The 25,121-nt window shown below is 70.0% G+C and carries 24 protein-coding genes and 2 tRNA genes; 17 read left to right on the top strand and 9 right to left on the bottom strand.

Features of this window, described 5'->3' with window-relative positions:
* Positions 1–29: 29 nt before the first annotated feature.
* Complete coding sequence (locus ACWDZ6_RS10185; RefSeq protein ID WP_351457651.1) at positions 30–200, top strand: hypothetical protein; 171 nt, start codon at positions 30–32, stop codon at positions 198–200.
* Positions 201–301: 101 nt separating this feature from the next.
* Positions 302–1,390 carry a YlbL family protein gene (locus tag ACWDZ6_RS10180; protein WP_451502498.1) on the top strand — a complete coding sequence of 363 codons (1,089 nt, stop codon included), beginning with the start codon at positions 302–304 and terminating at the stop codon, positions 1,388–1,390.
* A 193-nt stretch (positions 1,391–1,583) separates the two neighbouring features.
* Here the strand turns inward: ACWDZ6_RS10180 and ACWDZ6_RS10175 are convergent, their stop codons facing one another.
* Positions 1,584–2,141 carry a PPA1309 family protein gene (locus ACWDZ6_RS10175; RefSeq protein WP_451502497.1) on the bottom strand — a complete coding sequence of 186 codons (558 nt, stop codon included), beginning with the start codon at positions 2,139–2,141 and terminating at the stop codon, positions 1,584–1,586.
* A gap of 137 nt (positions 2,142–2,278) precedes the next feature.
* Here ACWDZ6_RS10175 and ACWDZ6_RS10170 point away from each other — a divergent pair, with 137 nt between their 5' ends.
* The 4 genes from ACWDZ6_RS10170 to ACWDZ6_RS10155 all read left to right on the top strand — a co-directional run bounded on the left by ACWDZ6_RS10170 (position 2,279) and on the right by ACWDZ6_RS10155 (position 7,741).
* Positions 2,279–5,185 (top strand): UPF0182 family membrane protein, encoded by a 2,907-nt coding sequence (locus ACWDZ6_RS10170; RefSeq protein WP_451502685.1) that lies wholly within the window; start codon positions 2,279–2,281, stop codon positions 5,183–5,185.
* 42 nt (positions 5,186–5,227) lie between these two features.
* Positions 5,228–5,301 (top strand) — tRNA-Met (locus tag ACWDZ6_RS10165).
* Between the two features lie 202 nt (positions 5,302–5,503).
* Complete coding sequence (locus ACWDZ6_RS10160; RefSeq protein WP_451502496.1) at positions 5,504–7,588, top strand: sel1 repeat family protein; 2,085 nt, start codon at positions 5,504–5,506, stop codon at positions 7,586–7,588.
* A 79-nt stretch (positions 7,589–7,667) separates the two neighbouring features.
* A tRNA-Met gene (locus tag ACWDZ6_RS10155) sits at positions 7,668–7,741 on the top strand.
* 193 nt (positions 7,742–7,934) lie between these two features.
* Here ACWDZ6_RS10155 and ACWDZ6_RS10150 read toward each other — a convergent pair.
* Entirely contained in the window at positions 7,935–8,351 is a 417-nt protein-coding gene (locus tag ACWDZ6_RS10150) for a Fur family transcriptional regulator (protein WP_326652464.1), read from the bottom strand.
* A gap of 126 nt (positions 8,352–8,477) precedes the next feature.
* On the opposite strand from ACWDZ6_RS10150, the gene ACWDZ6_RS10145 reads away from it, so the two are divergent.
* Positions 8,478–9,950, top strand: coding sequence for a catalase (locus tag ACWDZ6_RS10145; RefSeq protein WP_451502495.1), 1,473 nt, complete (start codon positions 8,478–8,480; stop codon positions 9,948–9,950).
* Between the two features lie 64 nt (positions 9,951–10,014).
* Here ACWDZ6_RS10145 and ACWDZ6_RS10140 read toward each other — a convergent pair whose 3' ends face one another.
* Positions 10,015–10,416 (bottom strand): CBS domain-containing protein, encoded by a 402-nt coding sequence (locus ACWDZ6_RS10140; RefSeq protein ID WP_389175101.1) that lies wholly within the window; start codon positions 10,414–10,416, stop codon positions 10,015–10,017.
* Positions 10,417–10,598: 182 nt separating this feature from the next.
* A complete protein-coding gene (gene hisN / locus ACWDZ6_RS10135; protein WP_451502494.1) occupies positions 10,599–11,399 on the bottom strand; it encodes a histidinol-phosphatase in 801 nt (266 codons plus the stop codon).
* Positions 11,400–11,518: 119 nt separating this feature from the next.
* Between hisN and ACWDZ6_RS10130 the strand changes: the two genes are divergently transcribed.
* The gene (locus ACWDZ6_RS10130; protein ID WP_451502493.1) at positions 11,519–12,160 is read left to right on the top strand and encodes a TetR/AcrR family transcriptional regulator; all 642 of its coding nucleotides are present in this window, start codon (positions 11,519–11,521) and stop codon (positions 12,158–12,160) included.
* Here the strand turns inward: ACWDZ6_RS10130 and ACWDZ6_RS10125 are convergent.
* The 4 genes from ACWDZ6_RS10125 to ACWDZ6_RS10110 form a co-directional block, all read right to left on the bottom strand.
* On the bottom strand, positions 12,126–12,449 hold the full coding sequence (locus tag ACWDZ6_RS10125) for a DMT family transporter (RefSeq protein ID WP_326652469.1): 324 nt from the start codon (positions 12,447–12,449) through the stop codon (positions 12,126–12,128). The genes ACWDZ6_RS10130 and ACWDZ6_RS10125 overlap by 35 nt on opposite strands.
* Positions 12,450–12,541: 92 nt before the next feature.
* Positions 12,542–13,555, bottom strand: coding sequence for a ribosome small subunit-dependent GTPase A (gene rsgA / locus ACWDZ6_RS10120; RefSeq protein ID WP_451502492.1), 1,014 nt, complete (start codon positions 13,553–13,555; stop codon positions 12,542–12,544).
* Positions 13,556–13,559: 4 nt separating this feature from the next.
* Entirely contained in the window at positions 13,560–14,876 is a 1,317-nt protein-coding gene (gene aroA / locus ACWDZ6_RS10115; RefSeq protein WP_451502491.1) for a 3-phosphoshikimate 1-carboxyvinyltransferase, read from the bottom strand.
* Positions 14,877–14,983: 107 nt separating this feature from the next.
* Positions 14,984–15,721 (bottom strand): M50 family metallopeptidase, encoded by a 738-nt coding sequence (locus ACWDZ6_RS10110; protein ID WP_366733156.1) that lies wholly within the window; start codon positions 15,719–15,721, stop codon positions 14,984–14,986.
* A gap of 49 nt (positions 15,722–15,770) precedes the next feature.
* Here ACWDZ6_RS10110 and ACWDZ6_RS10105 point away from each other — a divergent pair, with 49 nt between their 5' ends.
* The 8 genes from ACWDZ6_RS10105 (at position 15,771) to def (ending at position 23,661) form a co-directional block, all read left to right on the top strand.
* Complete coding sequence (locus ACWDZ6_RS10105; RefSeq protein ID WP_451502490.1) at positions 15,771–16,586, top strand: SOS response-associated peptidase; 816 nt, start codon at positions 15,771–15,773, stop codon at positions 16,584–16,586.
* A 546-nt stretch (positions 16,587–17,132) separates the two neighbouring features.
* The gene (locus ACWDZ6_RS10100) at positions 17,133–17,771 is read left to right on the top strand and encodes an alpha/beta hydrolase family protein (protein ID WP_451502489.1); all 639 of its coding nucleotides are present in this window, start codon (positions 17,133–17,135) and stop codon (positions 17,769–17,771) included.
* Positions 17,772–18,004: 233 nt separating this feature from the next.
* On the top strand, positions 18,005–18,670 hold the full coding sequence (locus ACWDZ6_RS10095; protein ID WP_351457682.1) for a sigma-70 family RNA polymerase sigma factor: 666 nt from the start codon (positions 18,005–18,007) through the stop codon (positions 18,668–18,670).
* Positions 18,667–18,987 carry a mycothiol system anti-sigma-R factor gene (rsrA, locus tag ACWDZ6_RS10090; protein WP_326652476.1) on the top strand — a complete coding sequence of 107 codons (321 nt, stop codon included), beginning with the start codon at positions 18,667–18,669 and terminating at the stop codon, positions 18,985–18,987. Before ACWDZ6_RS10095 ends, rsrA begins: the two co-directional genes overlap by 4 nt.
* 151 nt (positions 18,988–19,138) lie before the next feature.
* Positions 19,139–20,551, top strand: a complete 1,413-nt coding sequence (locus ACWDZ6_RS10085; RefSeq protein ID WP_451502488.1) for an HD-GYP domain-containing protein — start codon at positions 19,139–19,141, stop codon at positions 20,549–20,551.
* Entirely contained in the window at positions 20,538–21,857 is a 1,320-nt protein-coding gene (locus ACWDZ6_RS10080) for an HD-GYP domain-containing protein (RefSeq protein ID WP_451502487.1), read from the top strand. The genes ACWDZ6_RS10085 and ACWDZ6_RS10080 overlap by 14 nt, the downstream gene beginning before the upstream one ends.
* Before the next feature lie 96 nt (positions 21,858–21,953).
* On the top strand, positions 21,954–22,934 hold the full coding sequence (locus tag ACWDZ6_RS10075; protein WP_351457687.1) for a tetratricopeptide repeat protein: 981 nt from the start codon (positions 21,954–21,956) through the stop codon (positions 22,932–22,934).
* 94 nt (positions 22,935–23,028) lie between these two features.
* Complete coding sequence (gene def / locus ACWDZ6_RS10070; RefSeq protein ID WP_451502486.1) at positions 23,029–23,661, top strand: peptide deformylase; 633 nt, start codon at positions 23,029–23,031, stop codon at positions 23,659–23,661.
* Positions 23,662–23,714: 53 nt separating this feature from the next.
* Here def and ACWDZ6_RS10065 read toward each other — a convergent pair whose 3' ends face one another.
* Positions 23,715–24,683, bottom strand: coding sequence for a helix-turn-helix domain-containing protein (locus ACWDZ6_RS10065; protein WP_351457693.1), 969 nt, complete (start codon positions 24,681–24,683; stop codon positions 23,715–23,717).
* A gap of 82 nt (positions 24,684–24,765) precedes the next feature.
* On the opposite strand from ACWDZ6_RS10065, the gene ACWDZ6_RS10060 reads away from it, so the two are divergent.
* Positions 24,766–25,077: a hypothetical protein gene (locus tag ACWDZ6_RS10060; RefSeq protein ID WP_451502485.1), complete on the top strand. Its 312-nt coding sequence runs from the start codon at positions 24,766–24,768 to the stop codon at positions 25,075–25,077.
* Positions 25,078–25,121: the final 44 nt, after the last annotated feature.

The following is a 25,121-nucleotide window of genomic DNA, read 5'->3' as shown; positions in this document are numbered from 1 at the left end:
GGGTTTGCTCATGGGGTAGGGAGGTCGTGATGGCAGCACTCGCCTGGTTGCTGATTCCGCTTTTCGCTGCCGTCGGTGCGGCGATATGGGGAAGCTGGGCTTCACGGAACCGGACGACCGGGGATGTGGCCGAGCTTGCCGGATATGCGCGGTTCCGCGACGCGATGGAGAAGACGGACTCCGGTACTGATACCGCATAACCCGGGTACGACCCGGCCGCCGACCGTGCGCAGTTGCCACGTCGCCACGTACGGACCGGCCCCGAAGGTGGTCTGACAGACCCGTCCCGTACTGTCGTTCCATGCCACGCCGCACCGCGACGATGCTCGCCTCCACCCTCGTTTTCATCGCGCTGCTCTGCGCAGGGGTGTTCATTCCAGTGCCGTACTCGGAGATGTCGCCCGGGCCGACGGTGAACACCCTGGGCGCGGCCGGTGGAGAGCCGGTGCTTCAGATCTCCGGCCGCAAGACCTATCCGACGACCGGTCACCTCAACATGACCACGGTCAGGGTCACCGGTGCGGACTACAAGATGAACATCGTCGAGGCGGTCTACGGCTGGCTGGCCCATGACAACGTGGTGGTGCCGCACGACACGCTCTACCCGGACGGGAAGACGGAAGAGCAGTCCACGCAGGAGAACGCCGAAGAATTCACCCAGTCGCAGGAGAGCGCGAAGGTTGCTGCGCTCGAGCAGCTGAGGATCCCGGTGAAGTCGCGTGTCGTGGTTTCCACGGTTCTCAAGGACACGCCGTCGGAGAACCGGCTGCACGCCGGTGACGTCATCCGGGCCGTGGACGGCACACCCGTCAAGGAGCCGGCCGACGTCGCCAAGCTGGTCGTGAAGCACAAGCCCGGCCAGGACGTCGTCTTCACGATCGTGCCGGCGAAGGATGCGGCTGCGGCGGAGAAGGCCGGGAGGGAACCCCGGACCACCGAGAAGGTCACGGTCACCACGGTGAAGTCGGACAAGGGCGACCGGGCGATCGTCGGCATCCAGGCCGGGACCGACCACACGTTCCCGTTCGGCATCGACATCAACCTGGCGGATGTGGGCGGGCCGAGTGCGGGCCTGATGTTCGCCCTCGGCATCGTCGACAAGCTCACGCCGCAGGATCTGACGGGCGGGAAGTTCGTCGCGGGCACGGGGACGATCGACGACAAGGGCAAGGTCGGGCCGATCGGCGGCATCGAGATGAAACTGGTCGGCGCGCGGAACGCGGGGGCGCAGTACTTCTTGACGCCCGTGGACAACTGCGCGGCGGCCGCGTCGGACATCCCGGACGGGCTGACGCTGGTGAAGGTGAACACGATCGCCGATGCGGCGACGTCGCTGCAGAAGATCAAGTCGGGGGACACGGCGGCGCTGCCGGCCTGCGCGACGAGCTGAGGCCGGGGGTCCTGCCCCGAACAGCCCTTTCCCGGAACCGGGGGCACCCTGCCCCCGGGACGCGTGGTGCCGCACCGCGGATGCCGCCGCCCCGCGGCCGGCCCGGTGCCCGGCAAGGCCGGGAGCGGGGTCACACAGCAAACCGCCGTACCCGATCCCTCACGATCCGGTACGGCGGTGCCCTCACCCGCCGCTAGGCCTCGAACGTCGCCGTAAGCGCCTCCGCCAGGCCCGGGACCAGGTCCGAGCCCGTCAGGACTTCCGTCGGAGAGTCCTTTTCGCGCAGGCGTACCGCGGATTCGCGGGCGCCGTCGCGCAGGACCGCCACGGTCATGCGGACCTCCTGGCGCTTCGGGTGGCCGGCGACCCACTTGGTGAGGGCCGCTTCGTCGAGGCCGTCCGGGACGGAGGACTCCGCGGACGGTGGGAGCATCAGGCGCTCCACTGTCAGTGCGCAGCCTGCCACCGCCTCCGGCCAGGCGATCGTGGCGAGGAACTCGTCCAGCGCCTTGCCGACGGGGATTTCGTCCTGCTCGATCGGGGTGAGCGGCGCGGCCGCCTCGTCGCTGTCGAGGCCGAGCTGGGCCGCGAGGCCCGGCTCCTGGGAGCGCAGGTGGGCGGTGTCGACGAGCGCGAAGAGCCTGGCCGGCTGCTCCCAGCCGAGCCCTGATGCGTACTCGTCGATTTCGAGCACGGCTCGGGTGAGCGGGCTCGCGGCCAGCGGGGGGCCGGAAGAGGAATCGTTGGACATGGGCAATATCCTGCCTCCTTCCGGGCCCGGGACGGGAACTAGGTAAAGCCTCAGTAAGTTGCATCAGTGGGCTCTACGATCGCGGGGCCCGATTTCCCACGACCGCGAACTTAGAGGTGCGCACGTTGGCTTTCCAGATGCCGGACCGCGGCGGAGGCCCGACCGGGCCACGGATCAGAGTGGGCCGGCCGTCCCGGCGTGTCCGCACCCTGCTCATGACACTGGGCGTGCTGGCGGTGCTGGCCATGGCTTTTGTCATGTTCGCCGGGTTCTGGACCGACTGGCTCTGGTACCGCTCGGTCAAGTACTCCTCCGTCTTCACCACCACCCTGTGGACCAAGATCGGGCTGTTCGCTGTCTTCGGGCTGCTGATGGCCACAGCCGTCGGTGTGAACATCTGGCTCGCGCACCGGCTGCGGCCACCGCTGAGCGCCATGTCGCTGGAGCAGCAGAGTCTTGACCGCTACCGGATGAGCATCGCCCCGTACAAGAAGTGGGTGCTCCTCGCGATCACCGCTCTCGTCGGGCTGATCGCCGGAGCCTCCGCCACCGGACAGTGGCGCACTTGGCTGATGTGGGTCAACGGCGTCTCCTTCGGCCAGAAGGACCCGCAGTTCCATATGGACGTGTCGTTCTACGCGTTCGATCTGCCCTGGTACCGGTTCTTGCTCGGCTTCGGCTTCGCGGCCGCCGTGCTCTCGCTGATCGCCGCCGCGCTGACCCACTATCTGTACGGCGGGCTGCGCATCACCAGCCCCGGCGCCCGGGCGACGGGCGCGGCCACCGGTCATCTCTCCGTGCTGCTCGGTGTCTTCGTCTCGCTCAAGGCCGTCGCGTACTGGCTCGACCGGTACGGCCTCGCGGTGAAGTCCAGCGACTTCAAGGCCACCGGCAACTGGACGGGTCTGCGTTTCGTCGACGCCAACGCCTACCTCCCGGCCAAGACGATCCTCTTCTGCATCGCGGTCATCTGCGCCCTGCTCTTCTTCGCGACGCTCTGGCGCCGCACTTGGCAGCTGCCGGTGATCGGCTTCGGGCTGATGGTCCTGTCGGCGATCCTCATCGGCGGCCTCTACCCGGCGATCGTGCAGAAGTTCCAGGTCCAGCCGAACGAGCAGGCCAAGGAAAGCCCGTACATCAAGAAGAACATCGAGGCCACGCGGCACGCGTACGGGATCGACAACGCCAACCCGGAGGACTACTCGGGCAAGGGCGACCCCAAGCGGAAGGCCCAGCAGCGCGCCGATGCCCCCACGGCGGCCAGTTACCGCCTGGTCGACTCGAACGTCGTCTCGCCCGCCTTCCAGCAGCTCCAGCAGGAGCGTAAGTACTACCAGTTCCCCGCGACCCTCGACGTCGACCGGTACCCCGGAACCGACGGCAAGCCGCAGGACACGGTCATCGGTCTGCGCGAGCTCAACATCAAGGGCATCCAGAAGCGCAACTGGATCAACGACCACTTCACGTACACCCACGGCTACGGCGCGATCGCGGCCAAGGGCACGAACACCATCACGGACCCGGACAAGGGCACCGTCGGCTCCCCCGACTTCACCGAGTCCGGGCTGCCGACCAGCGGCCAGCTCGGCAAGTACGAGCAGCGGATCTACTACGGCGAGAAGACCGAGCAGTACTCCATCGTCGGTGGCCCGCAGAAGGAGCTCGACTACGAGAAGAACGGTGAGGAGACCACCAGCTACAAGGGCAAGAGCGGGGTCGACCTCTCCAGCCCGCTGAACCGCGCCGCGTACGCCGTCGCCTTCAGCGAGCCGCAGATCCTCTACTCGGGAGCAGTCGGCGAGGGCTCGCGGATTCTCTACAACCGCACGCCCAAGGAGCGCGTCGAGGCGGTCGCCCCCTGGCTGACCATTGACGGCGACGCCTACCCGGCGGTCGTCGACGGCCGCATCCAGTGGATCGTCGACGCGTACACCACGACCAACGGCTACCCCTACGCCTCCCGTACGACGCTGGGGGACACCACTGCCGACTCGCTGACCACCAACCAGCGTGCGGTCGTCGCGCAGCAGAACCAGGTCAACTACATCCGCAACTCGGTGAAGGCCACCGTCGACGCGTACGACGGCACGGTCAACCTGTACCAGTGGGACACCAAGGACCCGGTGCTGAAGACCTGGATGAAGGCGTTCCCGGGCACGGTGAAGGCGAAGGACAAGATCTCGCCGGATCTCAAGGCCCATCTGCGGTACCCGCAGGACATGTTCAAGGTGCAGCGCGAGCTGCTCACCCGGTACCACGTCACCCAGCCCGAGCAGTTCTACAGCGGCAGTGACGCCTGGCAGGTGCCGGACGACCCGACGAACAAGGACACCAGCGCCGTTCCGCCGTACTACCTGAGCCTCAAGATGCCCGGGGACAAGGCGCAGAAGTTCTCTCTGACGACGACGTTCACGCCGGCCGGACGCCCCAACCTGGGTGCGTTCATGGCGGTCGACGCCGATGCCAACAGCGAAAAGTACGGCACGATAAGGCTGTTGAGAGTCACCGAGACGGTGCAGGGTCCACAGCAGGTGCAGAGCGAGCTCAACGGTGTGCCGGAGGTCGCGACCTTCGTCAGGGACCTCAGAGGCACCGACTCCGACATCGAGTACGGCAACCTGCTGACGGTGCCGCTGGACGGCGGGTTCCTCTACATCGAGCCGGTGTACGCACGAGGCGGCAGTGCGAACTATCCGCTGCTGAAGAAGGTCGCCGTCGCCTACGGCGGAGGCAAACCGGTCTTCAAGGACAGTCTCACGGAGGCACTCAACGCGGTCTTCGAGGAGGACGGCGCCGAGCCACCGACGACGACACCGCCACCGGGCGACACCACCAGGCCGCCGCCGGCGACCGGTGACGCGGCGTTGAAGGCCGCCATCGCGGACGCCCAGAAGGCGTATGACGATGCCCAGGCGGCACTCGACAAGAAGCCGACGGACTGGGAGGCGTACGGCAAGGCACAGGCCGCCCTGCAGGACGCGCTGGAGCGGGCGGCAGGCGCTCAGAGCAAGCCCGGTCCGACGACTACCCCCAAGGGCGGCTGAGCAGGGACCATCCCGCGTCGTGGTACGGTTGCAACACAACGACGCGGGGTGGAGCAGCTCGGTAGCTCGCTGGGCTCATAACCCAGAGGTCGCAGGTTCAAATCCTGTCCCCGCTACTGAAAAAGAACAGGGCCCGAATCCTTTGAGGATTCGGGCCCTGTTCGTGCGTATGTGCTGCGGTGGGAACTGTGTGCCGCGCGGGGCGAGTTGGGTCCGGCCGTGTTTGACTTGTCCATCTGTGGGCAAGTCGACAAAACGCTGAAGTGACCTCACTGGCTGCGGTATACCAGGTGTACGCGGGTTGCGGGTGGTGCGACGATGGAATTTATGGGGGACAGGGCAACACTGTTGAAGACAGGGCGGTTTGTGCGGCGGCATGCCGGAAGCGTGGCGGACGCGAGCAGCGGGGGCGACGCTGTTGACAACGTTGACAACGCCGGCGGTGGTGAAGGCGTCGACTCGGTTTCCGTGGAGACCGCGGGAAGTGAGGCGCGTCACCGGCGTGCCGCCGACGGCGGCGACACCGCGTCGATGAGCGTGCTCGGCGCGCTGCTGCTGCGTCGCGGGGACCTGGACGGCGCCGAGCCCTACCTGCGTGGTGCGACCGCCGACGGCGACCGCGCCGCCGCCAACAATCTCGGTGTCCTCCTCCACCAGCGTGGGTACGCCGACGAAGCGGCGGGGTGGTGGCGTATCGCGGCCGTCGCCGGCTCCGCGGCGGCGGCGCACGCCCTGGGGCGGCACTTCCGTGAGCGTGGCGACGAGCCCGCCGCGGAGTACTGGCTGCGCCAGTCCGCCGAACAGGGCCATGCGCTGGGCGCCTACGCCCTCGCCGACCTTCTGGAGCACCGCAGCGACGCGGGCGCGGAGCGCTGGCTGCGCGCGGCGGCCGAGCAGGGCCACCGCGAAGCGGCGTACCGGCTGGCCCGCACACTGGAGCGGCTGGCGGTGGAGGAGGCTCGTCCGGGCGAGGACGTGGGCCTGCGGATGGGGCGCGAGGGGCGTGCGGGACGGGCCGACGAGGGCCAGGACGACGTGAAGTCCGACGGTGTGAAGCCCGACGGCGCGGGCGCGGGTCGTGCCGGGCGTGCTGGAGGGGTCCCGGTCGGTCGGGACGGCGTGAAGTCCGACGGCACGGTCACGGGAACGGGCACAGGCACGGGCACGGACGGTGAGCACGACGCCGAGCTGTCCGTGCTCGACGAAGCCGTGCAGTGGTACAGGCAGGCCGCCGCCCGCGGGCACCGGCGGGCCGCGCTGCACCTCGGCGCGATCCTCGAGGAGCGTGGTGAGTTCAAGGAGGCCGGTCGCTGGTACCTCACCGCAGCCAAGGACGGAGAGGCCCGCGCGGCCTGCGCGCTCGGGTTCCTGCTCCGGGACGCGGGCGACGAGGAGAGCGCCGCCGTCTGGTGGCTGCGTGCCGCGCAGGAGGGTGACGGCAACGCCGCCAACGCCCTCGGCGCGCTGCACGCCGCGCGCGGGGAGCAGCAGACCGCCGAGCGCTGGTATCGCGCCGCCATGGACGCGGGTGACATAAACGGCGCATACAACCTCGGGCTGCTCTGCGCGGCCCAGGACCGTACGCCGCAGGCCGAGCAGTGGTACCGCCGTGCCGCCTACGCCGGGCATCGCGAGGCCGCCAACGCGCTCGCCGTACTGCTTCTGCAGGCCGGCGACGCGACCGGTGCCGAGCCCTGGTTCTCCAAGGCCGCCGAGGCCGGCAGCGTCGACGCGGCGTTCAACCTGGGCATCCTCTACGTCGGCCGTGACGACGACCGTACGGCTCTGACCTGGTACGAGAGGGCAGCTGCGGCCGGTCACACGGAGGCCGCACTGCAGGTCGGCATCGCGCTGCTCAGAGACGGTCACGAGCAGGCCGCCGAGCGCCATCTGCGCTGCGCGGCGGGCGGCGGCAGCGCCGAGGCCGCCTTCCGTCTCGCCACTGTGCTCGACTCCCGCCAGCCGCTGCCCGGGCCGCCCGCCCTCGGTGAGGCGACGGCGGAGAAGAGCGAGTGCGAGGAGTGGTACGAGCGGGCCGCCGAGCAGGGGCACCGCCGTGCCCAGGTGCGGGTCGGCATGCTCGCCGCCGCCCGTGGCGACATGGTGGATGCCGCCCGCTGGTACCGGGAGGCGGCCGAGGCAGGCAGCCGTAACGGTGCCTTCAACCTCGGACTGCTCCTCGCCCGCGAGGGCAATGAGCGCGAGGCGGCCCTGTGGTGGTGCCGCGCGGCTCGTGCCGGGCACGGCCGGGCCGCGCTGCGCCTGGCGCTGCTCGCCGCCCGCAGGGGGGAGCTGACCGAGGGCCAGCGGTGGTGCGCACGGGCCGTCGAGCTGGGTCCCGCCGAAGTGGCGGAGCGGGCGGCGCGGCTGCGCGAGGCGCTGCACCAGGAGCTCACGGCGTGAGCGTTGCGGGGGCCCATGGCGTAGTGACGAATAGGGATTTGCGCTGGTCGGCGGGGTGACGTAGTGTTGCGTTCATCGACGCGGGGTGGAGCAGCTCGGTAGCTCGCTGGGCTCATAACCCAGAGGTCGCAGGTTCAAATCCTGTCCCCGCTACTGACAGACAAAGGCCCGGATCCTGATGGATCCGGGCCTTTGTCGTACCCGCGTGCCGACTGGGCGCGGTGAAGGGGGCCCGCCCGGCCTTGCGCGCGGCTGCGGAACGAATGCCCACGGACCGTGACGGCCCGCGGACCATGACGAACGGCCCGGCACCTCTCGGGTGCCGGGCCGTTCGTCATGGCGTGCGTCAGGCGGCCGCGCAGTTCGGGCACGTGCCCCGGTACGTCACCTCGACGCTCGAGATCGTGAAGCCGAAGCGCTCCGTGTCCGGGAGGTCGGCCAGCGGGCTGCCCGCCGGGTGTACGTCGCGGATCGCGCCGCACTGGGCGCAGACCAGGTGCTGATGCGGCCGGTGCGCGTTCGGGTCGTACCGCTTGGCGCGGCGGTCGGTCGACACCTCGATGACTTCACCGAGGCTGACCAGCTCACCCAGCGTGTTGTAGACGGTCGCCCGGGAGATCTCGGGCAGCTTCGTCACAGCGCGCGCGTGCACCTCGTCGGCCGTCAGGTGGACATGGTCGCCGTCGAGGACCTCAGCCACGACACGCCGCTGCGCCGTCATGCGCCAGCCGCGTCCGCGAAGTCGTTCCAACAGGTCACTCATAAGGACCAGCCTAACAGTGAAGGGAACCAGGTCCCGAACGGGTGTGAATTTGGATGGCTACTTGACTTAGACAATGTCCATTGTAGGATCGAAACTCGGTAACGCCAAGGGAGAGGACGTGCAGGGATGACGCAGCAGGAGGCGCACGTGACGCAGGGACCGCTCACCACGGAGGCCGGCGCGCCGGTGGCCGACAATCAGAACAGCGAGACCGCGGGCGTCGGTGGGCCGGTTCTGGTTCAGGACCAGGCGCTGCTCGAGAAGCTCGCGCACTTCAACCGTGAGCGCATCCCGGAGCGCATCGTGCACGCGCGCGGCGCTGGTGCGTACGGCACGTTCACGCTGACCCGGGACGTCTCGCAGTGGACGCGGGCGAAGTTCCTCTCCGAGGTCGGCAAGCAGACCGAGACGTTCCTGCGCTTCTCCACCGTCGCGGGCAACCTCGGCTCGGCGGACGCGGTGCGTGACCCCCGCGGTTTCGCCCTGAAGTTCTACACCGAAGAGGGCAACTACGACCTCGTCGGCAACAACACCCCGGTGTTCTTCATCAAGGACGCCATCAAGTTCCCGGACTTCATCCACACCCAGAAGCGCGACCCGTACACCGGCTCGCAGGAGGCGGACAACGTCTGGGACTTCTGGGGCCTCAGCCCGGAGTCGACGCACCAGGTGACCTGGCTCTTCGGTGACCGCGGCATCCCGGCCACGCTGCGCCACATGAACGGCTACGGCTCGCACACGTACCAGTGGAACAACGAGGCCGGCGAGGTCTTCTGGGTCAAGTACCACTTCAAGACCGACCAGGGGATCAAGAACCTCACCACCGACGAGGCCAACCGCCTCTCCGGTGTGGACCCGGACTCCCACCAGCGCGACCTGCGTGAGTCCATCGAGCGCGGCGACTTCCCGTCCTGGACCGTGCAGGTGCAGATCATGCCGGCGGCCGAGGCGGCGAACTACCGCTTCAACCCCTTCGACCTGACCAAGGTCTGGCCGCACGAGGACTATCCGCCGATCGAGATCGGCACGCTGGAGCTCAACCGCAACCCGGAGAACATCTTCGCCGAGGTCGAGCAGTCGATCTTCAGCCCCGCGCACTTCGTGCCGGGCATCGGTCCGTCCCCGGACAAGATGCTCCAGGGCCGTCTCTTCGCGTACGGCGACGCCCACCGCTATCGCGTCGGCATCAACGCCGACCACCTGCCGGTGAACCGCCCGCACGCCACCGAGGCGCGCACCAACTCCCGTGACGGCTACCTGTACGACGGCCGACACAAGGGCACGAAGAACTATGAGCCGAACAGCTTCGGCGGCCCGTTCCAGACGGACAGGCCGCTGTGGCAGTCGGTCCCGGTCACCGGTGGCACCGGCAACCACGAGGCGCCCAGCCACGCCGAGGACAGCGACTTCGTGCAGGCGGGCAACCTCTACCGGCTGATGTCCGAGGACGAGAAGGGCCGTCTGATCGAGAACCTCGCCGGGTTCATCTCGAAGGTGTCGCGCGACGACATCGCCGAGCGCGCGGTCAACAACTTCCGCCAGGCGGACGGTGACTTCGGCAAGCGGCTCGAGGCCGCGGTCCAGGCCCTTCGCGCCTGACGGACGCTTGTCGCAGTACAGAGGGCCGGATTCCTGTCCAGGGGGTCCGGCCCTCTCGTATGCCCTAACCCGCCAGGATCGCGGGGTGCCGCCTGACCGGGGCCCAGCAGCGAATGATGTCGCGTACGGAGACGATGCCGACGGGCCCGTCGTCGTCGAGCACGATCAGATGCCGGAAACCACCGTGCGTCATGGCCTCGGCGGCCTCCTCCAGGGTCCAGGACGGCGCGGCGAAGACGACGTCGGTGGTGGTGTGGGTACCGGCGGTCTCACGATCGGGGTCCTGCCCCGCGCCCACCGAGTTCAGAATGTCGCGCTCGGTCAGAATGCCGAGGCCGCCGGCGTCGCTGTCGAGGACTACGGCTGCGCCGATACGGCGCGCGGCCATCAGGCAGGCCGCCTGTCGGAGTGTGTGTGCGGGTCCGATGGTGAGGACCACCGTGCTCATGGCGTCACGGACGAGCATGAATGGAGCCACCTCCTTGGTGATCGGTTGTTCGGGAACCGATTCACAAGTTCACAAGTGGGGGGACTCTCAGAGTCGCAGCCCTGCGGGGTGACAGCAAGGGGGCGCGCATCGCCGGTTGGGAGGCGCGCGGAAGCCCTTGGGAAAACGCGCGGAGCCGTGGGAAAAGGTGTATACGCCCGTCAGTACCGCTGGTTGAGGTAGCCCAGCAGTTCGTGATGGAGCAGGCCGTTGGACGCGGCCGCGTTGCCGCTGTGCGGGCCCGGGCGTCCGTCGAGACCGGTGAAGGATCCCCCCGCCTCCTGTACGACGATGGCGGTCGCCGCCATGTCCCACAGCGAGAGCTCCGGCTCGGCACAGATGTCGACCGAACCCTCGGCGACCATCATGTACGGCCAGAAGTCGCCGTAGCCACGAGTGCGCCAGCAGGCCCGGGTCAGGTCCATGAACCCGTCGAGCCGGCCCTGTTCCTCCCAGCCGGTCATCGAGGAGAACGCGAACGAGGCGTCCGCGATCCGGCCGACCTTGGAGACCCGCAGACGGCTCGCGGAGGTCAGACTGCGCCCGGTATAGGCGCCGCGGCCCTGCGCTGCCCACCACCGGCGGCCGAGCGCCGGGGCCGAGACCACGCCCACGACGGGCTGGTAGCCACCTTCGCCCTGCACCATCAGCGAGATCAGGGTCGCCCAGACCGGCACGCCGCGTACGTAGTTCTTGGTGCCGTCGATCGGGTCGATGACCCAGCGGCGCGGGCCCGTGCCCTCGATGCCGTACTCCTCGCCGAGGATCGCGTCGCGCGGCCGTGCCCGCTGGAGCTGTCCACGGATCAGCTCCTCCGCCGCCTTGTCCGCCTCGCTCACCGGTGTCATGTCCGGCTTGGTCTCCACCTTGAGGTCCAGAGCCTTGAACCGGTCCATGGTGGCGGCGTCGGCGGCGTCCGCCAGGACATGGGCGAGACGCAGATCATCGTGGTAATCGGGCATGGTCGTCACTCTATCGGGGCTTCCGGGGCCCCTCCCGGGTCGCTGTCCGACAGGACTATTGACAGTGACGGTGCGCACGTCAACTCTGAGCCCAGAGCCGCTTGGCCTGGGAGGCGACGATGCCTACAGCGCGAGAGTCCCTACTGAACGCCGCGCTCGCGGCGCTCACAGACCTGCCCTGGCCGGCGGTGCGAATGGTGGATGTCGCATCCGCCGCCGGGCTCTCGCGGCAGACCCTCTACAACGAGTTCGGCAGCAAGGACGGCCTCGCCCGCGCACTGGTGCGGCGCGAGGCCGACCAGTACCTCCGTGGCGTGGAGCGGATGCTGGCCGAGTGGACGGGGGCCGCGGACCGGCTGGTGGCGGTCGCCGAGTGGACCGTCGGCGAGGCCCGCGCAAGGCCGCTGCTGCGGGCCCTGCTCACGGGCTGCTGGGGCGAACGGCTGCCGGTGCCGAGGCCCGCCCGAAGCGGCGCCGCGATGTCCGGAGTGCCGGCCCAGCGCCGTGCGGACGCGGGGCTGCCGGCCCCGGCCGAGCTGGTCGCGTCGGTACGGGACCGCTCGCTCGCCGCGCTGGGCCGGGGCCGGCAGGACAGCCGTACGAAGGAGGAGTGGGCCGATCTGGCGCACCGCTGCGAGCTGACCGTGCGGCTCGCGCTCTCGTACGTGATCGCGCCGGTCGGTGAGGGGGTCGGCCTGCTGGTGCGTACGGCCGTCGGCGGGACCGTCAGTGGGCCGAGCCCGAGAGCTGCAGGCCGATGACGCCGGTGATCACCAGCGTGATGGAGATGATCTTGAGGGTGGAGACCACATCGCCGAGGAAGACCATTCCGTAGATCGCGGTGCCCGCCGCGCCGATGCCCGTCCACACCGCGTACGCGGGACCCACGTCGAGCTTCTTCAGCGCGAGCGTCAGCAGGCCGAAGCTGCCGAGCGCGAAACTGGCGAAGGCGACCGTCGGCCAGAGCCTGGTGAAACCGTGCGAGAGCTTGAGGCAGACCGCGAAGCCTGTTTCCAGGATCCCGGCGACCACCACTAGCAGCCACGCCATGGCTGTGCCTCCCGCGTCGGTCGGTGACTGCTTCGTCGCACTTGGTGCGAGTATGCACTTACCAGCATCGGCGGGCCGCAAACGCGTGCCCGTCAGTCGCCGTCGCGTCGCTCCCGCGTGGAGAGCAGCCGCCGCAGTGAGTAGAGCCGCGCCGGGTCGGCGTGGCCCTCGGCCGCCCACGCGTCCAGCGCGCAATCCGGCTCGTCATGACTGCATGCGCGCGGACAGCCCTCCGTACCCGGTACGAGATCCGGGAAGGCGAGGATCACCCGGGACGGATCGACGTGGTGCAGACCGAAGGAGCGCACACCCGGGGTGTCGATCACCCAGCCGCCGTCCGCGTCCGCGAGGGGGAGGGCGAGCGCGGAGGTGGTGGTGTGCCGGCCGCGTCCGGTGACCGCGTTGACCACACCGGTGCTCCGCCGCCGCTCCTTCGGGACGAGGGCGTTGACCAGGGTCGTCTTGCCGACGCCGGAGTGGCCGACGAACGCGGTGGTACGCCCCTTGAGGTGCTCATGGACCCGGTCGGCCGCGACGCCGTCCACGAACTCGTCGCGGGTGGTGACCACATAGGGGACGCCGAGCGCTCCGTACATCTCCAGCAGCTCGTCCGGCGAGGCCAGATCCGACTTGGTCAGCACCAGTAGCGGGGTCAGCCCGCCGTCGTACGCGGCGACGAGGCAGCGGTCGATCAGCCGGGGACGCGGTTCGGGGTCGGCGAGCGCCGTCACGATCGCCAGCTGGTCGGCGTTGGCGACGACCACGCGCTCGTACGGATCGTCGTCGTCGGCCGTGCGGCGCAGCACGGACTTGCGCGGCTCGATACGCACGATGCGCGCGAGGGTGTCCTTCTCGCCGGAGAGATCACCGACGATGCTGACGCGGTCACCGACCACCGCGGCCTTGCGGCCCAGTTCGCGGGCCTTCATCGCCATGACGACGCGGTCGTCGACGAGGCAGGTGAGCCGGCCCCGGTCGACGGTGAGGACCATGCCCTCGACCGCGTCCTCGTGCTTGGGGCGGATATTGGTCCGGGGGCGGTTGCCCTTGCGGTTGGGGCGGACGCGGATGTCGTCCTCGTCGGGGTTCTTGCCGTAGCGCCGCATGTCCTCAGGCCCCGAGCATTCCGGCCCACATCTGTGGGAAGTCGGGGAGTGTCTTGGCGGTTGTCGCCACGTTCTCGATCGAGACGCCGGCCACCGCGAGGCCGATGATCGCGCCGGCCGTGGCCATCCGGTGATCCTCGTACGTATGGAACACGCCGCCGTGCAGCGGGCGCGGGCGGATGTGGAGGCCGTCCTCGGTCTCGGTGACATCGCCGCCGAGTTCGTTGATCTCCTTGGTGAGGGCCGCGAGGCGGTCCGTCTCATGAAGGCGCAGATGGGCGACGCCGCGCAGCGTGGAGGGCGAGTCGGCGAGCGCCGCGACCGCCGCGATGCCCGGAGTCAGCTCGCCGACCTCACCGAGGTCGACGTCGATGCCGTGGATACGGCCGCTGCCGGTGAAGGTCAGACCGATGTCGGTCAGCACGCAGGAACCGCCCATCTCGGTGAAGATCTCGCGCAGCGCGTCACCGGGCTGGGTGGTCCGCTCGGGCCAGTCGGGGATGGTGACCCGGCCGCCGGTGACCAGTGCGGCCGCCAGGAACGGCTGGGCGTTGGAGAGATCGGGCTCCACGGTGAGATCACGGCCGAGCAGCGCGGACGGGGAGACCCGCCAGACATTGGGCTCGCCGCCGGTCTCCGGCTCGTCGACCTGGGCGCCCACGGCGCGGAGCATGTCGACCGTCATCCGGATGTGCGGCATGGAGGGGAGCTTGCCTCCGATGTGCCGTACCTCCACGCCCTGGTTGAAGCGCGGGGCCGAGAGCAGCAGCGCGGAGACGAACTGGGAGGACGAGGAGGCGTCGATCTCCACCGGACCACCGTCCAGCGCGCCGCCGCCGTGCACGGTCATCGGGAGCGCGCCCCGGCCGTCGTCGTCGATACGGGCGCCGAGGACGCGCAGCGCGTCGATCACGCCGCCGAGCGGGCGCTCGTAGGAACGGGGGTCGCCGTCGAAGCGGACCGGGCCGTCGGCGAGCGCGGCGACGGGAGGCAGGAAGCGCATCACCGTACCGGCGTTGCCGACGTCGACTGTGGCGGGGCCGTGCAGGCCGGACGGGATGACGCGCCAGGTCTCACCCCCGCCGTCGGGGCCCACGCCCTCCTCGATGCCGACGCCGAGAGCGCGCAGGGCCTCGGCCATCAGGAAGCTGTCGCGGGAGCGGAGAGGGCGACGCAGCCAGCCGGGTTCGGCGGCGAGCGCGGCAAGCACCATGGCCCGGTTGGTGACCGATTTGGATCCGGGCACGGTGACTGTCGCTTCGACGGCTCCGGTCGCGTAGGGGGCGGGCCAGAGGGCAGGGTGCACGGAGCTTTCGGTCATGGCCAACACTTTAGTGGCTCGACGGAGAGCCGGATCTTGATCAAATACGCCGAAATGGGGGCGTAACCAAGCGGTGGTAGAGGGCTCTCCGGGGCTTTGGCGTGGTGTCAGAGGCCCAGCAGCCAGCGGCCGCCGCCGATCAGGGAACAGATCGACACCGAGTGGAAGAGGAACAGCCACATCGCGGCCGGCACATGGGTCAGCCGGGAGAGTTGGTCGGCGTCCGAGTCCGGGGCCCCGCCGTGTCGGCGCTTGGACTGGAGCTCGAAGGCCGGCCGTACCCCACCGAGCAGCAGGAACCAGACGGCGACGTAGGCGAAGACGGACTGTACGCCGGGTTCCGTCAGCCAGGAGATGAGCAGGAAGGCGGCACCCGTGATGATCACGGTCAGCGCGCCGTACGCATTGCGGATCATCACCAGCATCGCGATGAGCAGGGCGGTGGCCAGCCAGAGAAGCAGCGTGATGTGGTGCGCGGCGAGCAGGTAGGCCCCGCCGAGGCCGAGCAGCGGCGGGGCGGTGTAGCCGGCGGCGGCGGTCAGGATCATGCCGATTCCGGTCGGCTTGCCGGCGCTGACGGTGAGGCCGCTCGTGTCGGAGTGCAGCCGGATGCCGTCGAGGCGGCGGCCGGTGAGCAGGGCCACGAGGCCGTGGCCGCCTTCGTGGGCGATGGTGATCGCGTTGCGGGAGAGCCGCCAGAGGGGGTGGGGTACGACGGCGGCGAGCGCGACCAGACCGGTGACGATGACGAGCCACTCGTCAGGGACGGGCTGGGTGCCGAAGACGCGGTCCCAGAGGTCGCCTATCGCGGCGCTGCTGAGGGTGGTGACGGGATCGGTGGCCATTTCTCGGGCGGCTCCTCGGGCGGCGGGCGGGAGTGGCAGTCTGGCATTCATGTGCGGACGGTATGCAGCGAGTCGTGGACCCGAGGATCTCGCGGGACTCTTCGAGGTCGAGAAATGGGAGCCGGAGGAGACGCTGGCGCCCGACTGGAACGTGGCCCCCACGAAAGAGGTCTACGCGATTCTCGAACGCCCTGTTAAGGACGCTGAAGACCGTCGTCCGGTTCGCCAGCTGCGGGCGCTGAAGTGGGGCCTCGTGCCGTCATGGGCGAAGTCGCCGGAGGGCGGCGCGCGGATGATCAACGCGCGGGCGGAGACGGTGCACGAGAAGCCGTCGTTCCGCAAACCGTTTCTGTCACGGCGCTGCATTCTGCCGGCGGACGGCTATTACGAGTGGGTGACCGGGGCGGGGGAGCGGGAGCTGGAGGTCGAGGGGAAGAAGAAGCGGCCCCGGAAGCAGCCGTACTTCGTGACGCCGTCGGACGGGTCGGTGTTCGCGATGGCCGGCCTGTACGAGTTCTGGCGCGACCGCACGCTGCCGGACGACCATCCGCGGGCGTGGTGGGTGACGTGCTCGGTGATCACGACCGAGGCGGAGACGGGGCCGCTGGGGGTGGCCCCGGCGGAGGGCCCGCGGTCGCTGTCGGACATCCACCCGCGCATGCCGCTGATGCTGACGCCGGACCGGTGGGACGCGTGGCTGGACCCGTCCAGGACGGATGAGGGGGAGCTGCGTGGGCTGCTGGAGCCGCCGCCGGGTGGGCTGATGAGGGCGTATCCGGTGACGACGGCGGTCAGCAATGTCCGGAACAACGGCCCGGAGCTGCTGGAGGAGCTGTCGGGGCCGGAGGTGGGCACGCTGTTCTGACCGGGGGGTGCTTCTCCCCGGCCCCGCCCCTTCCCGAAACCGGGGCACCCCCCGGACCCCGAGGCTGTGAGCCCCGGCGGGCCCCGGCGGCCCGTGCCAGAGCAGCGGTAGCTGCGTGTCGCGGGCGATGAGGCCGCTGCGGCCCCGCCGCTCCGGGCAGCGGCAGCCGCGCGCCGCGGGCGATGAAGTGGCCGCGGGCCCGCGTCCCGAGGAGCGGTAGCCGCGCGCCGCGGGGGCCGGCGGCGGTTGAGTGATGCGGGTGTGCCCCAGTGGCTGGTGGCTGAGAGCGTCAGCTGCGTGCCGCCGGCCCGGCGGCAGGTCATCGAGTCGGGCCGGGGCTCGCTCGTCGTAAATCCTCCGGCAGCTCCGGCAGCGCGCCCGGGCTCGTCCTGGCGGTGGTCGGCATACGTCGGATCCCGCGTGCGGCGGTACGCCACCCACTTCCGCTCCTCGCCGGAGCGGCCCTGCTGCCGCGCGAGGGGACGCACGCGCGCCCGGACCCCCACGACGCGCCCCCCGCGCCCCGGCAGCGGCAGGATGGGGCTCGTGAGTCGGAGCGAGATTGTTGAGACAGCAGCCGGGGACGCCCGCGTCACCTGGTACCCGGCCCGGCGGGCGCGGCTCGTGGTGGCGCTCAGCCATGGGGCCGGGGGTGGGATCGAGGCGCGCGATCTGCAGGCGATCGCCGGCGTCCTGCCCGAGGAGCGGGTCACCGTCGCGCTCGTCGAGCAGCCTTGGCGGGTGGCCGGGAAGAAGGTCGCGCCCGCACCCAGGACGCTCGACGTGGGGTGGCGCGGTGTCTGGCCCGTGCTGGGGAAGCCGGGGCTGCCCGTCGTCGCCGGTGGGCGCAGTGCCGGGGCGCGGGTCGCCTGCCGGACCGCGCAGGAGCTGGGCGCCGCCGGGGTGCTCGCGCTGAGTTTTCCGCTGCATCCGCCCGGCAGGCCCGAGAAGTCCCGCGCCGAGGAGCTCCTCGGCACCGGGGTGCCGACCCTCGTCGTACAGGGCGGCAATGATCCCTTCGGCAAGCCCGGAGAGTTCCCCGAGGGGGCGTACGAGCTTGTGGAAGTCCCTTATGGGGATCACGGGTTCGGCGTACCCAAGCGGGCGGGGACGACAGAGGCCGAGGTGGTGAGCCTCATCACGGACGCGGTCGGCAGCTGGGTCCGCGGGCTCGGGGAATGCTGAGCGTACGAGCACTGTTGTGGCGGATGTCGGAGAACAGAGCATGGTGCATTGAGTAGGGAGTCCGTCGCATGGGTTCGACCATCTGCCCGAGTCGCTCGCACACCGCTGACCTGGAGTGGACGGTGCTTCCCGCGGCGAAGACCGTCCCTGTTGGGGCGGCGGGCGGAGCGGATCGTCGTCTATCCTCCGATTCGAGCGGGTCCGCATTCGGCCTCGCCACATCGTTGGAGGAGGTGGGTCCGGTCACTGGGACCGACGCAGGGACCGACGACGGCCGGGCGGAGCAGTCCGAGGAGACGACCGCCGAGCGCAATGCCCGCTTCGAGCGGGACGCCCTCGGGTACCTCGATCAGATGTACTCGGCCGCGCTGCGCATGACGCGCAATCCGGCCGATGCCGAGGACCTCGTGCAGGAGACGTATGCCAAGGCGTACGGATCCTTCCATCAGTTCCGTGAGGGCACGAACCTCAAGGCGTGGCTGTACCGGATTCTCACGAACACCTTCATCAACTCCTACCGCAAGAAGCAGCGCGAGCCCCAGCGCAGCGCCGCGGAGGAGATCGAGGACTGGCAGCTCGCGCGCGCCGAGTCGCACATGTCGACCGGACTGCGTTCCGCCGAGTCGCAGGCCCTCGACCATCTGCCGGACTCGGACGTCAAGGCGGCTCTCCAGGCGATCCCCGAAGAGTTCCGCATGGCGGTCTATCTCGCCGACGTAGAGGGCTTTGCGTACAAGGAGATCGCGGACATCATGGGTACACCCATCGGTACGGTGATGTCCCGGCTGCACCGTGGCCGCCGTCAACTGCGCGGAATGCTGGAGGACTACGCCCGTGAGCGCGGGCTCGTCCCGGCCGGTGCAGGAGAGTCGAACGAAGCGAAAGGCTCGGGCTCATGAGCTGCGGAGAGCCGCATGAGACGGATTGCTCGGAGGTCCTGGACCATCTCTACGAGTTTCTCGACCATGAGATGCCCGACAGCGACTGCACCAAGTTCGAGGTCCACTTCGAGGAGTGCTCTCCCTGTCTGGAGAAGTACGGGCTCGAGCAGGCCGTGAAGAAGCTGGTCAAGCGTTGCTGCGGACATGACGACGTGCCCAGCGATCTGCGGGCCAAGGTGATGGGACGCATCGATCTGATCCGGTCCGGGCAGGCCGTGCCCGACCACGATGTGACGGTCTCCGGCGCCGAGCTGCCGAGCGTCGCGCAGGAGTAGGTCGCACATACGAACATATGAACGGGGTGTGTCGCGGTTGTCGCGACGCACCCTTTTCACATTCACCCGTAGGTGCGAATCACGGGCTTCCGGCCGCCGCGCACCCCTCAAATCGCTAGCCTGGCGCTCGATTTGAGGAGGGGGCGGGGCAGTGAAGGCCATACCGACGGCGGCACGGGCGTACATTCTGTGCGCCGTGCTGGGCGCTGTGGTGTGTGTGCTGCCCGTACTGCCGCCCGTGCTGCCTGTGCCGCGGCCCGGCGCCGAGGTCCCCTGGACCACCATGCTGATGCTCGCCGGGCTGTACGCCGTGTGCGAGCTGCCCGCCCGCTGCCGTTACCTGGGCGACTCCGTGCCGGTGGCTGCCGGATCGTTCTTTCCCGTGCTCCTTGCCGCCGCCTTTCTGCTGCCGCCGGCCGCGGCAGCGCTCGTCGCCGTGCCCGGCGCGCTGCTGGGGCGGGTCGACCGGCGCCCGGCCGGAGTACGCCGGATCTGGCGCGCCGCGCAGCTCGCGCTAGCGACCTGGGGCGCGGCGCAGGCGTATCTGCTGCTGAACGGTCAGCGGGTACTGCGGGCGCCGGACTTTCCGTACGCGCTGCTGCCGGCCGCCGCCGGTGCGCTCGCCTTCTGCCTGGTGCTGACCACGCTCGACGTCGGCATCCTGGCCACCGCGGAACGGCTGCCAGTAAGGACCGCCTGGCGCGGGCTGCTGCTGAGCTCGCCTGCGCCGCACTGTGCGCACGGGCTCGCCGGACTGATGATGGCGGTGCTGTGGCGGAGTCCGTACGGGCCGCTCTCCGCGCTCTTCGTCCTGCTGCCGATGTACATCTCCTGCTGGATCTTCGCGCAGTACCACCGTGAGCACGCCGCCCATCAGGCAACCATCCGGGCCCTGGTGCAGGCCGTCGACATCAAGGACAAGTACACCCGCGGGCACAGCGAGCGGGTGGGGCGGGCGTCGGTGCTGATCGCGCGTGAACTGAGCATGGAGGAGGAGCGCCTCGAGGTACTCCGGTTCGCCGGGATCCTTCACGATGTCGGCAAGCTCGGCGTGCCGACGCGGGTGCTGCGCAAGGACGGTCCGCTGACGCCGGACGAGCGGCGGGTGATAGAGCTGCATCCCGAGTACGGGCACGAAATGGTGCGCGGCATCGGGTTCCTGGGGGAGGCGCGGGCGGCGATCCTGCACCATCACGAGCGGCTGGACGGGAGCGGCTACCCGTACGGGCTGGCCGGGGGGCAGATCCCGGAGTTCGCACGGGTGGTGGCGGTGGCGGACGCGTTCGACGCGATGACCTCCACCCGGTCGTACCGGCGGGCCCGGCCGGTGCCGGTGGCGCTGGAGGAACTGCGGCGGTGCGCGGGGACGCAGTTCGACCCGGAAATGGTGCGCGCGCTGGCCAAGGCGCTGGAGCGGCACGGCTGGGAGACGGCGGTGACGTCGGACGAGCCGGCGGGGGTGGGGCGCGGGCCGGACGTGCGAGGAAACGTACCGCCTCAGCCGGAGCCGCTACGCGTGGCAGTGCCCGGGCGCGACGACGGCGCGGCGGATGGCCCGGGGTGAGAGCGGGCGAGGCGTGATACGGCGGCCGGGCGTCATCGTCGGCACCATCTACACCGCCGCCGCCCTGCTCACCGGCGCAGGGCTGGCGTGGACCCTGTGGCAGGGAGTGGAGCAGCCGGGGAACGCCCTCGCCTTCGGCGCCCTCATCGTCGTCGGCGCGCTCGTCAGGTGGGGGGCCGCGCCCGGAGAGCGGGAACCCGCGCCGCTCGCGGCCGCCGGGGCACTCGCGTATGCGCTGCTCGGAGAGTGCGCCGGGGAGCCCACCACCCACGGTGTCCTCCAGGTCGTCGCCGTCGTGGTCGCGGCCGCGCTCGTCGGCTCCGTACCGCATGTGGCGCGCGGGAGCGGGCCCGTACTCGATCAGGTGACGCGGCGGGTGCTGACCGTCGGGTTCGCGGCAGCATGCTTCCAACCGCTGTACAACTCGGGTGAATTGGGCAAAGTCGTCGGGCCCGGGGCGTACCACGCGGTCTTCCTTCTCGTCCTGCTCGTACTGACCGCCCTGTGCGACGCGGTCCTGGCCGCCGCGATGCTGCGCGCCCGCACCCTCCCCCATAGCGCCAAGCGCATGGGAGGTACGCCCGTTCCGTACGGGCCGCTGCTGCGCGACGAGCTGAGGGCCCTCCTCGGAATCGGCTCCGCCGTCTGCGCCACCGGAGCCGTGATGGCCCTCGCCGTCGCCGTCGCCGGACTGTGGGCCCTCCCGGTGTTCTGCGTACCCCTGCTGCTCACCCAGCTGTCCTTCCGGCGCTACACCGCGGTGCGGACCACCAACCGGCAGACCATCGCCTCCCTCGCCAGGTCCACCGAGATCGCCGGCTACACACAGCCCGGCCACGCCCGCAGAGTGGCCGCGCTCAGTACCGCCGTCGGGCGCGAGCTTGGGCTCTCCGGGCCCGATCTGACCGTTCTGGAGTACGCGGCGCTGATGCACGACATCGGCCAGCTCTCGCTGGTGGACCCCGTACCGGAGGGCGCCACCGCCCTGCTGCCCGCCGCCGAGCAGCGCCGCATAGCACTCCTCGGCGGAGCGGTCGTCCGGCAGACCGGCGTCCCCGTGGCCGTCGCCGTCGTGGTGGAGCGCCAGGCAGATCCGTACCGGGAGCAGCCGTTGCCCGCCAGAATCGTCCGGACCGTCAACGCATACGACGATCTCACCGGGGGAAGCGGAGGAACGGCGGGCGGCGTGCTCACGGCACTCGAACGGCTGCGTCTCGGGACCGGCCACGACTACCAGCCGGAGGTCGTGGAATCGCTTGCCAGAGTCCTCGCACGAGGCGGTCTGGCCCCGGTCCCACCTGGGTAACCCATGGGTAATGAGCGAGCCTGTGACCGGGCATGGTTGGATGCGAAGAAGAGGGTGTCCGGGGGCACTGACCCGAGCGACCGGCAGGCGGGAATCGTGAGGATCTTCGGGAAGGTACGGCATCGGCCCTCCGCTTCTTGGCGGCAGGCCACCGACCGCGCGTTCACGCTGATCGGCGACGGCAGGTACGAGGACGCCGGCGCACTGCTGACGCGGGCGGCGGATCTTGAGCCCTGGCTCTCCGAGTCCTGGTTCAATCTGGCGCTGCTGCACAAATTCCGGCACGACTGGGAGCAGGCGCGCGCCGCGGGACTGCGTGCCGTCGCTCTGCTCGACAAGGAGACCGGTGCCCCCGACTGGTGGAACGTCGGGATCGCCGCCACCGCCCTGCAGGACTGGCCACTGGCCCGTCGCGCCTGGCAGGCCTATGGACTCAAGGTGCCGGGCGCGGCCGCTGCCAACGGCGAGCCGGTCGGCATGGAGCTGGGAAGTGCGGCCGTCCGGCTCTCGCCCGAGGGCGAGGCCGAAGTGGTGTGGGGCCGCAGGCTCGACCCGGCACGGATAGAAGTGCTCTCCATCCCGCTGCCGTCCTCGGGGCGCCGCTGGGGCGAGGTCGTCCTGCACGACGGAGTGCCCCACGGCGAGCGGACCACCACCGCGGGACCGTCCTACCCCGTCTTCGACGAGATCGAGCTCTGGGCCCCCTCGCCCGTACCCACCTGGGTGGTCCTGCTGGAGGCCGCGACCGAGGCCGACCGGGACGCCCTGGAGCGGCTCGCCGCCGACGCCGGATTCGCGGCCGAGGACTGGTCCTCGTCGGTGCGACTGCTGTGCCGGGCCTGTTCCGAGGGCCGGATGCCCAGTGCCGAGGGCGAGGGCGAGCATCTCGATCCGCACGACCACAGCGAGCCGGGACATCCGGGGCCGCTGGGCCACCGCACGGCAGGCGATCTGTGGTCTCCGGAGCGTGAGTGCGGCATCGCGGCGCCCGTCGGGCTCGTACGCGGGCTGCTCGACAGCTGGGTCGCGGACAGCCCGGACTCCCGTGAGTGGCGGGATCTCGAGGAAGTCTGCTGACCTCTGGCCGTAGGCTGTACGGGCACAGAGTGACCAAGCTCCCCCCAGTGACTTCGTCCGGGGGCCCCAGTACCGAGAAGGGCGTACGGCTGACATGGCGTCGCAGCAGGAGACGGACCAGCAGGTAAACGATGGTTTCGTCGTGGATACAGAAGACTGCGAGGCGCGCGAGCTGGCGTACCGGGAGCGTGGCACGTCGCGCCCGATCACGGTCGTCGGCAATCCGGTGCTTCACAAGGAGTGCAAGGACGTCACCGAGTTCGACGGCAAGCTCGCCGCTCTCATCGACGACATGTTCGCCAGCCAGCGGACGGCCGAGGGCGTCGGCCTGGCGGCCAACCAGATCGGCGTGGACCTGAAGGTCTTCGTCTATGACTGCATGGACGACGAGGGCGTACGTCACGTCGGTGTCGTCTGCAATCCGGTACTCGAGGAGCTGCCGGCCGAGCGCCGTGTCCTGGACGAGGCCAACGAAGGGTGCCTGTCCGTCCCGACGGCGTACGCGGCGCTGGCGCGGCCCGACTACGCGGTGGTGCGCGGACAGGACGCCGAGGGCAAGCCGGTCAAGGTGCGGGGCACGGGGTACTTCGCCCGTTGCCTGCAGCACGAGACGGACCACCTGTACGGCTACCTGTACATCGACCGGCTCTCGAAGCGGGACCGCAAGGACGCGCTGCGGCAGATGGAAGAGGGCACGCCGCGCTACGAGACCGTCCCGAACGTCTGATCCTGTACGTCTGCCCAGGGGCCCCGCTCACAGCGAGCGGGGCCCCTGGGCGTTCACGCCGCCCCGCGCACCGGGCCGCGGAAGGTCCTGCGGTACGCGTTCGGTGTGGTGCCGAGCGTACGGAGGAAGTGGTGGCGCAGCCCGGCCGCGTTCCCGAAGCCGGCGCGGCCCGCGATCGCGTCCACCGTCTCGTCCGTTGACTCCAGCAACTCCTGTGACAGCAGCACCCGCTGGCGCAGCAGCCAGCGGTACGGAGTGGTTCCCGTCTCCTGCTGGAAGCGGCGGGCGAAGGTGCGCGGCGACATATGGGCGCGGGCCGCGAGCTGCTCGACGGTCATCTCGCGGTCCAGATGCCGCTCCATCCAGGACAGCACGTCGCCGACGGTGTCGCAGGGGGTTCGTGGCAGCGGGCGCTCGATGTACTGCGCCTGCCCGCCGTCGCGGTGCGGCGGGATCACCATCCGGCGGGCGACCTGGTTGGCGACCTCGGGACCGTGCTCCTGGCGTACGACGTGGAGGCAGGCGTCGATCCCCGCCGCGGTGCCGGCCGAGGTGATCAGCGGACCTTCGTCGACGTACAGCACATCGGGGTCCACGAGGGCCAGCGGATGACGGTCGGCCAGTGCCTGCGCGTGCCGCCAGTGGGTGGTGCAGCGGCGGCCGTCGAGGAGTCCGGCCGCACCGAGGACGAACGCCCCGGTGCAGACGCTGAGCACGCGCGCGCCTCGGTCCACGGCGCGGCGCAGTGCGTCGAGGAGCTCACCGGGATAGCCGCGGGTGGTGTACGAGCCACCGCTGGGGACGGCGATGAGGTCGGCATCCTCCAGCCGTTCGAGGCCGTACGGAGTGCTGAGGGTGAACCCGGCGTGGGTGTGCAGGGTGGGGCCCTCGGCGGAGACCGCCGCGAAGTCGTAGACGGGCAGTCCGTCGTCGCTGCGGTCGAGGCCGAACACCTCACAGACGACGCCGAGCTCGAAGGGGTGCACTTCGTCCAGCAGGACGGCAGCCACATTTTTCAGCATGGAATCAGTGTGGCAGTAATTCGATGGTCAATGACAGTCCTGCCACTGACTTCTTCAGGGCGGAGGGACGACAGTGGACGTCATGAACACCTTGCTGAACTACCTGTTCGTAGTCGCCCTGTTCGGGCTGATCACGCTTCCCTCCTTTGTCGGGCACGCCAGGGAGCGGGCCATCGACCGTCAGTTGCGTGAGGCCGAGCTGCGTAAGTCCGAACTGCGCGAGGCCGAGCTGCTCAAGACCGAGCCGCTCAAGACCGAGCCGCGTCGCGCGGTGCGCCGCTCCTCGACCAGCGCGCCGGTCCCGTCGAGGGCGACGGTCCGTGCGAACTCCGGCCCCTCGTCGCGCCCGGCGCCGACGACGGTCGCGGTGAAGGCCCCGTGCAATGCGGGATAGCGGTCCGTGTGCCGCGTCAGCAGCTCGGGCCCGAGTGCTGCGCG

Source organism: Streptomyces sp. NPDC002926 (assembly GCF_053591755.1).
Note: the sequence above shows the minus strand (reverse complement) of the source record. Positions and strands in the feature narration are given on the sequence as shown.